Genomic DNA, 13,545 nt, shown 5'->3' on the forward strand with positions numbered 1-13,545 from the left:
CCGAGGCCCGCGTGGCCGGCGTCGCGCTGTCGCAGGCCCCGGCGGGCGACCCGCCGGCCGCGCCCGTGGTGCCGGGCAGCTATGCCACCTTGACCAACGGCAACGAACGCCCGCGCAGAACAAGCTCGACGCGTGGTCGCGCTTCCAGACCGCCGACGGCTGGTGGGCGGGCGCGGCGCGCCTGACCGTGGCCGGCGGCGTCATCGTGAGCCTGATGGGCATCGGCACCACGCTCGGCAGCGCCAGCGTGATCGCCTACAACGGGCTCGACCGCGAGGTGAAGGTGCGCGTGGGCGGCAGCAGCGCGACGCTGGCGCCCGGCGGCAAGCGCGTGTTCGAGGTCGAGGCCGACAAGCCGGTGCAGATGAGCGCGCAGACCGCCGAGGGCCACGCGATCGAGTCGTTCTCCGCCAACCCCGGGGTGATCGGCGGGCGCTACATCTACAACGTGGCCGGTGCAGGCCCGCTGATGGCCTGGACGGCAATCTACGGGCCGGGCGTGCCGCCGCCCGAAAGAAAGCTCGGCGCGCCGCGCTGGTCGTTGCAGTCGGCCGATGCCGTGCTCGAGCCGCCGCCGCAGCAGATCAAGGTCGCCAAGGGCGGCACCGGATCGCGCTCGGTCGTCAGCGGGGCCGAGACACGCTCCGTCGGCAATGTCCTGGACATGGTGACCACCGACAGCGAGCGCAAGGCGCTGATCGAGGTGCACGGCACCTGGGATTCGGCGCAGTCGGAATACCTGCTCGAATGGCTCGCGGTGGCGGAACAGCAGGCGCCCGAGAGCAATGCAAGGATCATCGACGCGCGCCTGGCGCGCACGCCGCTCGAAGTGGCGTCGCTGCGAGCGCAGCAGGACCAGGCCGCCACGCCCGAAGCGCGCGAGCGCGTCTGCGAGCGGCAGCGCGCCCTGGCCCGGGCCAACCCCGCCACGGTCGATCTCGGCTATCTCGTCGTGCGCTGCATGTCCGACCAGGCGGCCAAGGATGCCGCGTACAAGAAGGGGGCGGCCGAGCACCCCGACAGCGCCTGGTTCTCGTATGCTGCCGGACACGTGTGGGCCGGCGACCAGGCCTGGTCCGAAGCACGCCGCGCGTATGAAAAGGCCGGCGCGAAGGCGCCTTTCCTGAGCCTGCTGACGACCCGCGACCTGGCCCGGATCCGGCGCATCGAGCAGGGCGAAGGCGTGTCGCTCAGTGACCTCGAGGCCAAGTCGGTATTCCTGCAGATCCAGCGCATGCTGCGGACCGGCAAGGACGTTCCGCCGGACAGTTCGGCGCCCGGCTATATCGCGATGGGCCGGGGCGACCTGGACAAGGCCTTCGACGTTGCCGCGTCGGGGACGCAGCCACGGGCCAGCCTGCTGGTGCTGGTGGGTGCCTCGGAGGGCGCGAGCCCGAAGCAGGTGAGTCGGGCGCTCGAACTCTCCCAGGTGCTGACCATCAACGATTTCGATTCGCTGCTGCCCGCGATCGGGTTGGGCATCAAGCACGGGCGGCCGATCGACAAGCCGATGGCGGTGCTCGACTACATGGGGCCCGAAGACGCGAAGAGCATGCGTGCGTTCGTGGCCGAACTCCAGACCACCCGGGACCCGCGCCGCGCGGAAGCGGCGCTGGCGGGGCTGACGCCGCAGTTCCGGGCGCAGGCCTATTGCGCGGGGCTGGTCGTGCTGGGCCAGCGGGCCCCCGCGGCATGGCGCAGCTTCGTGAAGCGGGCGCTGTTCCCTTCGGAGCACCCTTACTTCGGTTGAACTGCCGGCGGCACCGGCCTGCCGTCGTTCAGGTCAGGTCAGGTCAGGTCAGGTCAGGTGCCGAACCGGTGCGCGTCCACCGGCAGCGCCGCCGCGGCCAGCCCGCGCAGCACGTCGCCCACCACGATCACCGAGGGGCTCGCGAGCCCCGCTTCGGTGATGCCGTCCTGCAGCTTGTCGAGCGTGGTCGCGATGTGCCGCTGGTGCGGCAGGCTCGCATGCTGGATGACGGCCACCGGCGTGTCGCCCGGCAGGCCCTGCAGCAGTTCGCGTTCGATGTGCGCCGCGCCCGACACGCCCATGTAGATCACCAGCGTGAGCCGCGCGTTGTATGCCGTGGCCGCCAGCGCGCGCCAGTCGGTCGGGTCTTCGGCGGCACCCGCGCCGGTCTTGGCATGGCCGGTGACGAACACCACGCCCTGCGCGTGGTCGCGGTGGGTGAGCGGCACGCCCAGCGCGGTCACGGCGGCCAGGCCGGCGGTGATGCCGTTGACCACGGCGCATTCGATGCCGGCTTCGCGCAGGTGTTCCACCTCTTCGCCGCCGCGTCCGAAGATGAACGGGTCGCCGCCCTTCAGGCGCACCACCGTCTCGCCCTCGCGCACGGCGGTGATCATCAGCCGCTCGATGAAGGCCTGCGGCGTGCTCTTGCAGCCTCCGCGCTTGCCCACGTGCACGATGCGCGCGTCGGGGCGGGCATAGGCCAGGATCTGGTCGTTCACGAGGTCGTCGACCAGCAGCACCGTGGCGGCCTGGATCGCCTTGACGGCCTTGATGGTCAGCAGCTCCGGGTCGCCCGGGCCGGCGCCCACCAGGGTGCAGCGGCCGGTGACGAGGGGGGCGGAGGGGGCGGAGTGGTCGTTCATGCGTGGGATGCCAGTTGCGTGATGTGCCGCACCTGCGCCGCAATGGCCTCGGGCACGGGAAGCTCGCCGGCCAGCACGCGGCGCGTGTAGTCGGCCGTGGTGTCGACGTCGATTTCCTTGGGCAGGCCCGGCACGTCGGCGGCGGTGCCGGCCTGCTGCGCCTGCAGCTCGGTGCGCACGCCGCGCACGAAGCCGTCGATCTGCGCGGTGCGGCGCGGGTCGGACACCACTTCGCCTTCGAGGCCGCGCGAGAGCAGGGCGGTCATGCCCGTGAGCTCGAAGGTCTCGCCCATGGTGCGGGCGTATTCGGGGTGCGTGTAGCTGGCCACCACCACGCAGGCGCCGGCGCCGGGTTGCATCAGCTTGACCACGCTGTGGCCGGGGTTGCGCAGGCCGACCACGCGGCGCACGTCGAGCAGGCGCTTGAGCGCGGGGTTCAGCAGCTCGGTGGGCGCGAAGGCCACTTCGCCGTTGGCGACCGGGCGAACGGCGGCCAGCGGCGGCAGGCCCAGTGCCGTGAGCACGTTCGACGCGAGCACGCGCGAGGTTTCGCTGGCGCTGCCGTGCACCAGCACCGGCAGGCCTTCGCGCGCCAGCAGCAGCGCCAGCAGCGGCGTGAGCACCGGCAGCTTGCGCGCGCCGTTGTAGCTCGGCAGCACGACCAGCGGGCGGTCGCCGGCCGGAATGCGGTGCAGCCGCGCATGGGTGGCGTCCAGGAAGCCGGCCATCTCCTCGGGCGTCTCGCCCTTGATGCGCATGGCCAGGCAGAAGCCGCCGATTTCGAGGTCGGTGACGGTGCCGTCCAGCACCTGGCCGAACAGGTCGGTGGCCTGTTCGCGCGTGAGCGGCTTGGCGCCTCGCGCGCCGCGGCCGATTTCCTTGATGTATTGACTGATTCCCATGGGTGGGTGGATTGTCCTGCAACGCTTATGCCGGAACGTCATTCGGCTTATGCATCGGTCGGGGGTGGGGGCAAGACGGGGCTTCATTGGACGGCCGCCTCGGCCGGCGTCGCCCGCACCATGCGTTTCAGCTCGGGAATGCACGAGCCGCAGTTCGTGCCGCACTTCAGCGCGCCCTGCAGCTTGGCCAGCCGCTCGTCGGCGCTGCCGGCGCAGCGCGCCAGCTCGGTCTGGATCGCCACGTCCGCCACGTTGAAGCAGGTGCACACCGTCTTGCCGCGCGACTGCACCGCCACCGGCGCGCGCGCGCCCGGCGACAGCAGCAGGCGGCCGTAGCTCTGCGCCGGCAGTTCCTCGCGCAGCAGCGTGGCGATCCAGGCCTCGGCGCTGGTGTCGCCGCCCAGCAAGAAGGCCTCCAGGCCGGCGTTGCCGTCGGCGCGGCGCACCAGCCGGGCCGAGCGGCGCTGGCCCCTGCGGCGGTCGGCGTAGCGCAGGGTGTCGGTGGTCTGCAGGCCGAGCAGGCCCTCGATCTTGTCGACCAGCGCCTCGTCGGGCGCGTCGTGCGCGGCGGCGCGAAACAGCAGGCCGCTGCGCTCGTCCCCCTGCGTGTTGCCCGCGAACGGCACGCAGGTCGCAAAAGGAAACAGCGCCATCAGTGGCTGCAGCGCGCGGTGCGCAGTGAGCGCGGCGCCGGCGGGCAGCCAGGCCATGCCCAGCAGCGACCACGGCAGCTCGGCCTTGAGGATCTTCACCGGCGTGTGCTTGAGCTCGGGCTGCTTGGAGGTCGGGCAGTAGGCCGGCGTGGTGACGGCGTTGATGCCCGCCAGCCGCGCGCCGGTCGACGAGCAGCCGCTCAGGTATTCCTCGCCCCAGTGCATCGCGACGAAGGCCTGGCTCAGCCCCACCTCGGCACTGGCGCGCGCGGGCAGCATGATCGAGCCGCGCTTGGACGTGAGGTGCACCAGGTCGCCTTCGGCGATCTGCCGGCGCGCCATGTCCTGGGCGTTCATCTGCACCACCGGTTCCGACACATGCCCGAACAGCCGTCCGACCGTGCCGGTGCGGCTCATGCCGTGCCACTGGTCGCGCAGGCGGCCGGTGTTCAGCGAGAAGGGGTAGCGTGCCTCGCGGGCCTCGGCCACCGGCTTGTAGACCGTGTCGGCAAAGCGGGCGCGGCCGTCGGGCGTGGGGAACACGCCGTCTTCGTACAGGCGCACGCGGCCGGTGCTTTCGCCTTCCTTCAGCGGCCATTGCTGCGGGCCGGCCGCCTCGAGCATGGCGTAGCTCAGGCCGGTGATGTCCAGGTCGCGCCCGCGCGTGCTTTCGCGGTGCTCGTTCCAGACCGATTCGGCCGTCTCGTAGGGAAACAGCGTGAACGCGCGGCCCAGTTGCCGTTCGAGCCGGTGCGCGAAGGCCACGGCAATCGACCAGTCGTTGCGCGCTTCACCCGGCGCCGCGACGGCCGGGCGCACGCGCGAGATGCGGCGCTCGCTGTTGGTCACGGTGCCTTCTTTTTCGCCCCAGGTGGTGGCGGGCAGCAGCAGGTCGGCGAAGGCGCAGGTGGCGGTGGTGGCAAAGGCCTCCTGCACCACGACGAACTCGGCGCGCTCCAGCGCGCGGCGCACCGTGGCCTGGTCGGGCATCGACTGGGCGGGGTTGGTGCAGGCGATCCACAGCGCGCGGATCTCGCCGTCGGCCGCGGCCTGGAACATCTCGACCGCCGTCTTGCCGGGCTTTTCGGGCACCGAGGGCACGCCCCACAGCGCGGCCACTTCGGCGCGGTGCCCGGCGTTCGAAAGGTCGCGGTGCGCGCTCAGCAGGTTGGCCAGCCCGCCGACCTCGCGCCCGCCCATGGCGTTGGGCTGCCCGGTCAGCGAGAACGGGCCAGCGCCGGGCTTGCCGATCTGCGCGGTGGCCAGGTGCAGGTTGATGAGCGCGGCATTCTTGGCGGTGCCGCTGGACGACTGGTTCAACCCCTGGCAGTACAGGCTCAGCGTGGCCGCCGAGGTCGCGAACAGTCGCGCGGCTTCGAGCAGGTCTTCCTTCGAGATGCCGCACACCTGCGCCACCTTGTCGGGCGTGCATTCGCGCACCGTGGCCTTCAGCGCGTCGAAGCCGCTGGTGTGGGCCGCGATGTACTTCGCGTCGGTCCAGCCTTCCCACAGCATCAGGTGCAGCATGCCGTTGAACAGCATCACGTCGGTGCCGGGCTGGATCGGCAGGAACAGGTCGGCGATCTCGACCGTGTCGGTGCGACGCGGGTCGGCCACGATGATCTTCAGCGCCGGGTTCGCGGCCTTCGCGTCCTCGATGCGGCGAAACAGAATCGGGTGCGCCCACGCCGTGTTGCTGCCCACGATGAACAGGCACTCGGCATGCTTCAGGTCGTCGTAGCAGGCCGGCGGCGCGTCGGCGCCCAGCGTCTGCTTGTAGCCGGCCACCGCGCTGCTCATGCACAGGCGCGAGTTGGTGTCGATGTTGTTGGTGCCGACCAGCCCCTTGGCGAGCTTGTTGAAGACGTAGTAGTCCTCGGTCAGCAACTGGCCCGACACGTAGAAGCCGACCGCGTCGGGCCCGTGGTCGCGGACCACCTGCGCGAACTTGCCGGCGGCGTTGTCCAGCGCCGTGTCCCACGCCACGGCCGTGGGCGCCTGGCCGCGCGCCAGGCGCTGCATGGGCTGCAGCAGCCGCGTCTGGCGCGTCACGGTGGCGCTGGCCGTGAGGTGCAGCGTCGAGCCCTTGGTGCACAGGCGGCCGAAGTTGGCCGGGTGCTCGGGGTCGCCGCGCACGCCGGTGATCTCGTCGCCGCGCGACTCGATGATGACGCCGCACCCGACGCCGCAGTAAGGGCAGGTGGAGCGGGTCTCTTGTGTCATGCGTTATTCCAGCGGAAGAACCGACAGCACCGCGAACGGCTTCGGCCCGGCCACCGGGCGCTCCAGGTCGAGCGCGTGCGTGGCCAGTTCGGCGGTGCTCAGGTGCACCACGCCGTCTTCCAGCTTCACCGCGAACTTCGGCGTGCAGCCTTCGTCGGGCGACTTGGCACAGCCGTCGTCCAGGCCGATGGCCCAGTTGTGCAGCGGGCAGGCCACGCTGGTGCCGAACACGATGCCCTGGCTCAGCGGGCCGCCCTTGTGCGGGCAGCGGTCGAGCAGCGCGAACACCTCGTCCTGGGCATTGCGGAACACGGCCACGTCCACGCCGGCGGGCCGGGTCACGCGGCGGGCGCCGAGCACCGGGATGTCTTCGATGCGGCAGATGACTTTCCAATCGCTCATGGTGGGGCTCTTTCTCTTTTCTTGGTGTTCCGGTTTCAGACGGCCAGCGGCGTGAACTGCCGCACGTCGACCGAGGCCTGCGCCGATTCGAACCACGGGTCGGGTTCGCCGTCGAGCGCGAACTGCAGGCGCTCCCACAGCGCCTTGCGGGCCTCGGCGTCCTCCAGGATCTTTTTCTTCACGTGGTCCAGGCCCACGCGGCCGATGTAGTGCACCGTGCGCTCCAGGTACCAGCCTTCCTCGCGGTACAGCTGCAGGAACGCGCCCGAGTACTCCATCACTTCCTCGGCCGTCTTCACCTTCACGAGGAACTGCGCCACCTCGGTCTTGATGCCGCCGTTGCCGCCCACGTACAGCTCCCAGCCCGAGTCGACGCCGATCACGCCCACGTCCTTGATGCCGGCCTCGGCGCAGTTGCGGGGGCAGCCCGACACCGCCAGCTTGACCTTGTGCGGCGAGTACATGGCCCACAGCGCGCGCTCCAGGTCCTTGCCCATCTGCGTGCTGTCTTGCGTGCCGAAGCGGCACCACTCGCTGCCCACGCAGGTCTTCACCGTGCGCAGCGACTTGGCGTAGGCAAAGCCGCTGGGCATGCCGATGTCCTTCCAGACGCCCTCGAGGTCTTCCTTCTTCACGCCCAGCAGGTCGATGCGCTGGCCGCCCGTGCCTTGACGGTCGGGATCTTGTACTTGTCGGCCGCGTTGGCGATACGGCGCAGTTCGTCGGGCGTGGTGTGGCCGCCCCACATGCGCGGAATGACCGAGTAGGTGCCGTCCTTCTGGATGTTGGCGTGGCTGCGCTCGTTGATGAAGCGGCTCTGCGGATCGTCCTTGGCCTCTTTCGGCCAGGTGCTGATCAGGTAGTAGTTGATGGCCGGGCGGCAGGTGGCGCAGCCGTTGGGCGTGCGCCAGCCGAGGTTGCGGTAGACCTCGTCGTGCGTCAGGTAGTGCTCCTTGCGGATGGCGTCGCGCACGTCCTGGTGGCTCACGTCGGTGCAGCCGCACACGGCCTTTTTCTTCGGCGTGGCCGAGTAGTCGCCGCCCGCGGTGAACATCAAAATCTGTTCGACCAGCCCGGTGCACGAGCCGCAGCTCGCGCTGGCCTTGGTGTGCTTCTTCACCTCGTCGAGCGTGAACAGGCCCTTCTCCTTGATGGCCTTGCAGATGGTGCCCTTGTTCACGCCGTTGCAGCCGCACACCTCGGCGTCGTCGGGCATGCTCGCGGCCTTGTTGTGGCCCTCGTGCCCGGTGTCGCCGATGTTCGACTCGCCGAACATCAGCTTGTCGCGGATGTCGTGCACGCTGCGCCCGTCGCGCAGCAGCTTGAAGTACCAGCTGCCGTCCACCGTGTCGCCGTACAGGCAGGCGCCCACCAGCTTGTCGTCCTTGATCACCAGCTTCTTGTAGACGCCGCCGAAGGGGTCGCTCATGACGATTTCCTCGGTGCCGTCGCCGCCCATGAACTCGCCGGCCGAGAACAGGTCGATGCCCGTCACCTTCAGCTTGGTGGAGGTGAGCGAGCCCAGGTAGCGGCCGATGCCGAACTGCGCCAGGTGGTTGGCTGCCACCTTGGCCTGCTCGAACAGCGGCGCCACCAGCCCGTAGGCGATGCCGCGGTGCGCCGCGCATTCGCCCACCGAGTAGATGCGCGCGTCGGTCACGGTCTGCATGGTGTCGGTCACGACGATGCCGCGGTTGCAGTGCAGGCGCATCTTCTCGGCCAGATCGACGTTGGGGCGGATGCCCACGGCCATCACCACCAGGTCGGTCGCCACCTCGGTGCCGTCCTTGAAGCGGATCGCCTTGACGCGGCCGTCCTCGCCGCCGACCATGTCCTGCGTCTGCGCGCCCATGAGGAACTTCAGGCCGCGGTCTTCGAGCGACTTCTGCAGCAGCTTGCCCGCCACGTCGTCGAGCTGGCGCTCCATGAGCCAGGGCATCACGTGCACCACGGTCACGTTCATGCCGCGCAGCATCAGGCCGTTGGCGGCTTCCAGGCCCAGCAGGCCGCCGCCGATGACCACCGCGTTCTTGTGCGTGCGCGCGGTCTCGATCATGTAGTCGGTGTCGGCGATGTCGCGGTAGGCGATCACGCCCTTCAGGTCCTTGCCGGGAACGGGCAGCATGAAGGGGTTGGAGCCGGTGCACATCAGCAGGCGGTCGTAGGGGGCCTCGGTGCCGTCCTCGGCGCGCACGATGCGCTTCACGCGGTCGACCTCGACCACCTTCTTGCCCGCGTGCAGCGTGATGTGGTTGTCGCTGTACCACTCCCAGCTGTTGAGCACGATCTCGTCGACCGTCTGCTCGCCCGCGAGCACCGGCGACAGCAGGATGCGGTTGTAGTTCGGATGCGGCTCCGCGCCGAAGACGGTGATGTCGTACAGGTCGGGCGCGATCTTCAGCAGCTCTTCGAGCGTGCGCACGCCGGCCATGCCGTTGCCGACCATCACGAGTTTCATTTTCTTCATGGGGCTGGACCTTTCAGGGGAAGCAAGCAAACAGGTGCCCGTGGCGCGCGTGGAGAATCGCGCCATGAGCTTTGAAGTGGACATCGGCTACAGCAGCCAGCGCGGACCGCGCGCGCTGAACGAAGACTTCGCCGGTGCGGTGCATGCGCCACCGGGCGACGAGGCGCGCGGGCTCATCGCGGCCATTGCCGACGGGGTATCGAGCGGCGGCCATGGCCGCGAGGCCGCGCAGACCACGGTGATGGGGCTGCTGGCCGACTACTTCGCCACGCCCGCCACCTGGGAGCCGACCGCCGCGCTCGACCGCCTGATCGGCGCGCAGAACGGCTGGCTGGCCGACCACAACCGCCGGCGCCAGGGCAAGGAGGGCGGCGGCGCCGCGCTGACCACGCTCACCGCGCTGGTGCTGCACGGCCAGGGCTACACGCTGGCGCATGTGGGCGACACGCGCGCCTGGCGCGTGCGCGCGGGCGGCGAGGCGGCCGTGCCGCTCACGCAGGACCATGCCTTCGACCATCCCGACATGCGCAGCCGCCTGACGCGCGCCATCGGCCTGGACGACCAGGTGCGCGTCGACTACGTGCAGGGCGACGTGCGCGTGGGCGACTGCTTCGTGCTGAGTTCCGACGGCGTGCACGGCGTGCTCAAGCCGCAGCAGGTGGCCGCGCTGGCCTTGCAGGGCGACGCCGAGGCCGCCAGCGAGGCGCTGGTGCGCGCGGCGCTCGACGCCGGCACGCGCGACAACGCGACCGCGCTGGTCATTCGGGTGGTGGGGCTGGACGCGCGGCAGCTCGACGACGAACTCGGCGACGGCCGCCGGCTCGCACCGCCGCCCGCGCTGAAGGTGGGCGACGTGCTCGACGGCTATGTGGTCACCGGGCTGGTGGCCGACACCGGCGTGCACCTGCTGTACCAGGCGCGGCACCCGGTGACGCGCGAGCTGGTCGCGCTGAAGACGCTGCATCCCTCGCGCGCCGGCGATCCGCAGGAGCGCGCGATGCTGGCGCACGAGGCCTGGCTGGGGTTGCGCGTGGGAACCCACGGCTTCGTTCGCGTGCACGAGCGCGCCGAGAACGCGAGCGCGCTGTACATCGTGTTCGACTGGCATGGCGGCCGCACGCTGGAGCAGATGCGCAAGGCCGAGGCGCGCGGCGGCGTGGCCGAGGTGGTGGCCGCGGCCGTCGAGCTGAGCCGCGCGCTCGGCCGGCTGCACCGCCAGGGCGTGGTGCACCGGGACATCAAGCCGGGCAACCTGCACCTGGGCGAGGACGGGCGCTGGCGCATCCTCGACCTGGGCGTGGCGCTGTCCGGCCGGGAGGGCGCGGCCCAGCGCGAGCTGCATGCGGGCACGCCGAGCTACATCAACCCCGAGCAGTGGGAAGAGGGCGGCGTGGCCGACGCCGGCAGCGACCTGTTCGCGCTCGGCGTCACGCTGTACCAGTGGCTCACCGGCCACTTGCCCTACGGCGAGATCGAGCCCTACCAGGTGGCGCGCTACCGGCGCGACCCCGTGGCGCTCTCGCGCATCCGGCCCGACGTGCCGATCTGGCTCGACCACCTGGTGCGCAAGGCCGTGGCCCGCGACCCGCGCGAGCGCTTCGAGACCGCCGAGGAGCTGCTGCTCGCGCTGGAGCGCGGCGCCTCCCGCCCGGTGGGCGCGCCCGCCGCCACGCCGCTGATCCGCCGCGACCCGCTCGTGCTGTGCCAGTTGGCGCTGGGCGTGTCGGTGCTGTTCAACGTGCTGCTCATCGTGTGGCTGCTCTTTCTGCCGCATTGAGATATCCCCCAGCTTGCCCACTTCGTGTGGCCGCCATCCCCCTGGCCGGGGGCAACACCGGTGGCCCGGCAAAGCCGGTTCCACGGTGTTGCTGGCATAAGGGAGCGCGGGTTCATGCGGGGCGCCTTGTCGATTTCGGTGCCGGTGCCGGCGCTGGCGCTGGCGTGACGCGCGCGCGGCCACCCTTTTCGGCCCAGGTGCGGGTCCAGCGGATCTGCATGACGCGCATCACGCCCAGCATCACCAGAGACAGCGCCGCGAAGAACACGAAGCCCCAGAGGTAGCTGCCGAGGTACTGCTTCGACAGGCCCATGGCGTTGGGCACGAGGCCGCCGCCCAGCGCGCCGATTTCGCCGATCATCGAGCCGGCCACGGCCGTGCTGGCCGGCCAGCGCAGCGGCACCAGCTGGAAGAGTGCGCCGTTGCCCGCGCCCAGCGCCGCGAAGCACACGATCAGCACCAGCGTGGTGATGGCCAGCGAGCCCGACGACAGGCCCACCAGCACGAGGCTGGCGGCCACCACCAGCAGTACCACCGTCAGCGTGTTCACGCCGCCCCAGCGGTCGGACAGCCAGCCGCCCACGATGCGCACCGCCGCGCCCATGAAGGCCGCGAGCATGGTCAGCTGGCCGGCCTGCACCTTGCTCACGCCGAACTGGTCGTAGTAGTACGAGGGCAGGAAGGTGGTCAGTCCGATGAAGCCGCCGAAGGTCACGCCGTAGATCAGGCTGAACACCCAGCCGTCTTTTTCGAACAGGCAGGCGATGTGTTCGCGGAAGCTGGAATGCGCGTTCACGTCGGGCGGCTCCTTGGCGAACACCACCATCACCACCATCGGAATGAGGATGGCAACGGCGGCCACGCCGTACACCGCCTGCCAGCCCAGCCAGTTGGCCAGCGGCGGCGCCACCAGCACCGAAACCGCCGTGCCCACGTTGCCCGCGCCCACCAGGCCCATGGCCAGGCCCTTGTGCTGCGGCGGGAACCAGCCCGAGCCCAGCGACAGCGCCACGCCGAAGCTAGCGCCCGCGATGCCCAGCAGCACGCCCATGGCGAGCAGGTCGTTGAAGGTCTTCACCGCGAAGAAGCCGAACAGCATGGCCACCGCGATCAGGCCCATCTCGACCAGCGTGGCCTTCTTGCGCCCGATGTACTGCGAGAGGATGCCCAGCGGAAAGCGCATGAGCGCGCCCGCGATGATCGGCACCGACAGCATCAGGCCCTTCTGTGCGGGCGAGAGGTTGAAGGTTTCGCCGATGAACGGCGCCATGGCGCCGTTGAGCACCCAGATGCAGCAGGAGAACGAGAAGTACAGGAAGGCCGCGAACAGGGTCGGACTGTGGCCTGACTGCAAGAAATTCCTGAAACTGGACATGGCGTTCAACGATGCGAAAAGCCGCGGCGCGACCTTGGAAGGGTCGTGTCGACGGACGGGGTTGGGGGCGGAGTGCCGGCAGCGGGCGCTGTCGGCGTGGGGGTGCGCGCGGCCTGTGCGTGGCCGAGCCGGATGCAGGAGCCTGCAACCTCTTCACCAAAGCGGTGCTTCGTTACACCGCACTGCCTGTCATGCAAGAGGCGTGCCCGTGTGTTCGCACGTGTGTTCGCGCGTGCGTGGCCTATGCTCGCGGTGCGCTTTCGCACCGCCGTTTTCCCAAGATGAGCCTTCTCGTTGTCCTGCCCGATGAACCCGCCGGCCCCGTGCTCCCCGAGGCGCTGGCCCGCGTGCTGTCCGACGCCGGGCTCGATGTGCTCGCATGCGCCGACGGTGGCAGCTTCGCGCGGCAGGTCGGTGCGCTGGCCCCCGCGCAGGTGCTGGTCTGCATGCCCTGGCCTACGCCCGCGCTGCGTGAGGCCTTGCGTGCATGGTCCGGCTTTCCGCCCTGCGCGGTGAGCCTGCTCGGCGCGCCCCTGAGCGGCGCGCAGCACGAAGAGCTGGTGGCGCTCGGCGTGCATGCGTGGATGGACGCAAGCACCGTCGATGCCGCATCGCTCGGCGCGCTGGTCGCCCGTGCGCAGGCCCGCTGGCAGCGCGAGTCTGCATTGCGCACCGAACTGGAGAGCCTGCGCACCCGCATGGACGAGCGCAAGTGGGTCGATCGCGCCAAGGGCCTGCTGATGTCTGCGCGCGGCATCGCCGAGGAAGAAGCCTTCGGGCTGCTGCGCGGCGCCGCGATGCACGCCAACCTGCGGCTGGGTGAGGTGTCGCGCTCGGTCATCGAGGCGGCGCAGTGGGCCGACGCCATCAACCGCGCGGGGCAGCTGCGCATGCTGTCGCAGCGGCTGGTGCGCGTGGCGGCGCAACTGCTGGGCAACATCGATGCGCAGCGCGCGCGCGTGATGCGCACCCAGTCGGCCGAGCGGGTGCAGCAGAACCTCGATCACCTCGAGGCCCTGGGGCTGGAGGCTGCCGGCGCGCAGGCGCTCACGCAGGCACGCGAGGCGTGGAACGGGCTCAGCCCGGTGCTGGCCGCGCGGCCGACGGTGGCCGGGCTGGCCGACATCGAC

Annotated in this window: 9 protein-coding genes and 1 pseudogene; 4 read left to right on the forward strand and 6 right to left on the reverse strand. The window is 70.4% G+C overall.

Features of this window, described 5'->3' with window-relative positions:
* Positions 1-185: hypothetical protein (locus tag BMG07_RS35925; RefSeq protein WP_198088496.1), on the forward strand; the 185-nt coding region annotated here is incomplete at its 5' end.
* A gap of 2 nt (positions 186-187) precedes the next feature.
* The gene (locus tag BMG07_RS35930; protein WP_198088497.1) at positions 188-1,750 is read left to right on the forward strand and encodes a hypothetical protein; all 1,563 of its coding nucleotides are present in this window, start codon (positions 188-190) and stop codon (positions 1,748-1,750) included.
* Between the two features lie 53 nt (positions 1,751-1,803).
* Here BMG07_RS35930 and cobA read toward each other — a convergent pair whose 3' ends face one another.
* From cobA to nirB, 5 genes and pseudogenes are all read right to left on the reverse strand, one after another.
* On the reverse strand, positions 1,804-2,616 hold the full coding sequence (gene cobA / locus BMG07_RS35935) for a uroporphyrinogen-III C-methyltransferase (RefSeq protein WP_198088498.1): 813 nt from the start codon (positions 2,614-2,616) through the stop codon (positions 1,804-1,806).
* Positions 2,613-3,518, reverse strand: a complete 906-nt coding sequence (gene ybiB, locus BMG07_RS35940; protein ID WP_198088499.1) for a DNA-binding protein YbiB — start codon at positions 3,516-3,518, stop codon at positions 2,613-2,615. Before ybiB ends, cobA begins: the two co-directional genes overlap by 4 nt.
* Before the next feature lie 83 nt (positions 3,519-3,601).
* Positions 3,602-6,394 (reverse strand): nitrate reductase, encoded by a 2,793-nt coding sequence (locus BMG07_RS35945; protein WP_198088500.1) that lies wholly within the window; start codon positions 6,392-6,394, stop codon positions 3,602-3,604.
* A gap of 3 nt (positions 6,395-6,397) precedes the next feature.
* Positions 6,398-6,796, reverse strand: coding sequence for a nitrite reductase small subunit NirD (gene nirD, locus BMG07_RS35950; RefSeq protein ID WP_198088501.1), 399 nt, complete (start codon positions 6,794-6,796; stop codon positions 6,398-6,400).
* A 35-nt stretch (positions 6,797-6,831) separates the two neighbouring features.
* A pseudogene (gene nirB, locus BMG07_RS35955) lies at positions 6,832-9,263 on the reverse strand (nitrite reductase large subunit NirB).
* 64 nt (positions 9,264-9,327) lie between these two features.
* Between nirB and BMG07_RS35960 the strand changes: the two are divergent.
* On the forward strand, positions 9,328-11,040 hold the full coding sequence (locus BMG07_RS35960; protein ID WP_198088502.1) for a bifunctional protein-serine/threonine kinase/phosphatase: 1,713 nt from the start codon (positions 9,328-9,330) through the stop codon (positions 11,038-11,040).
* A 112-nt stretch (positions 11,041-11,152) separates the two neighbouring features.
* Here BMG07_RS35960 and BMG07_RS35965 read toward each other — a convergent pair whose 3' ends face one another.
* Positions 11,153-12,415, reverse strand: coding sequence for a nitrate/nitrite transporter (locus BMG07_RS35965; protein ID WP_198088503.1), 1,263 nt, complete (start codon positions 12,413-12,415; stop codon positions 11,153-11,155).
* Between the two features lie 281 nt (positions 12,416-12,696).
* Between BMG07_RS35965 and BMG07_RS35970 the strand changes: the two genes are divergently transcribed.
* Positions 12,697-13,545, forward strand: an 849-nt coding sequence (locus tag BMG07_RS35970) for an ANTAR domain-containing protein (RefSeq protein ID WP_198088504.1), incomplete at its 3' end; no start/stop codon positions are given.

This window comes from Variovorax sp. E3 (assembly GCF_016082275.1).
In the GTDB taxonomy this organism is placed as follows: domain Bacteria; phylum Pseudomonadota; class Gammaproteobacteria; order Burkholderiales; family Burkholderiaceae_C; genus Variovorax.

Excerpts from the sequence above, each read along its gene's own strand:
- cobA (WP_198088498.1), bottom strand. The coding sequence starts at position 2,616 with ATGAACGACCACTCCGCCCCCTCCGCCCCCCTCGTCACCGGCCGCTGC.
- ybiB (WP_198088499.1), bottom strand. The coding sequence starts at position 3,518 with ATGGGAATCAGTCAATACATCAAGGAAATCGGCCGCGGCGCGCGAGGC.
- BMG07_RS35945 (WP_198088500.1), bottom strand. The coding sequence starts at position 6,394 with ATGACACAAGAGACCCGCTCCACCTGCCCTTACTGCGGCGTCGGGTGC.
- nirD (WP_198088501.1), bottom strand. The coding sequence starts at position 6,796 with ATGAGCGATTGGAAAGTCATCTGCCGCATCGAAGACATCCCGGTGCTC.
- BMG07_RS35960 (WP_198088502.1), top strand. The coding sequence starts at position 9,328 with ATGAGCTTTGAAGTGGACATCGGCTACAGCAGCCAGCGCGGACCGCGC.
- BMG07_RS35965 (WP_198088503.1), bottom strand. The coding sequence starts at position 12,415 with ATGTCCAGTTTCAGGAATTTCTTGCAGTCAGGCCACAGTCCGACCCTG.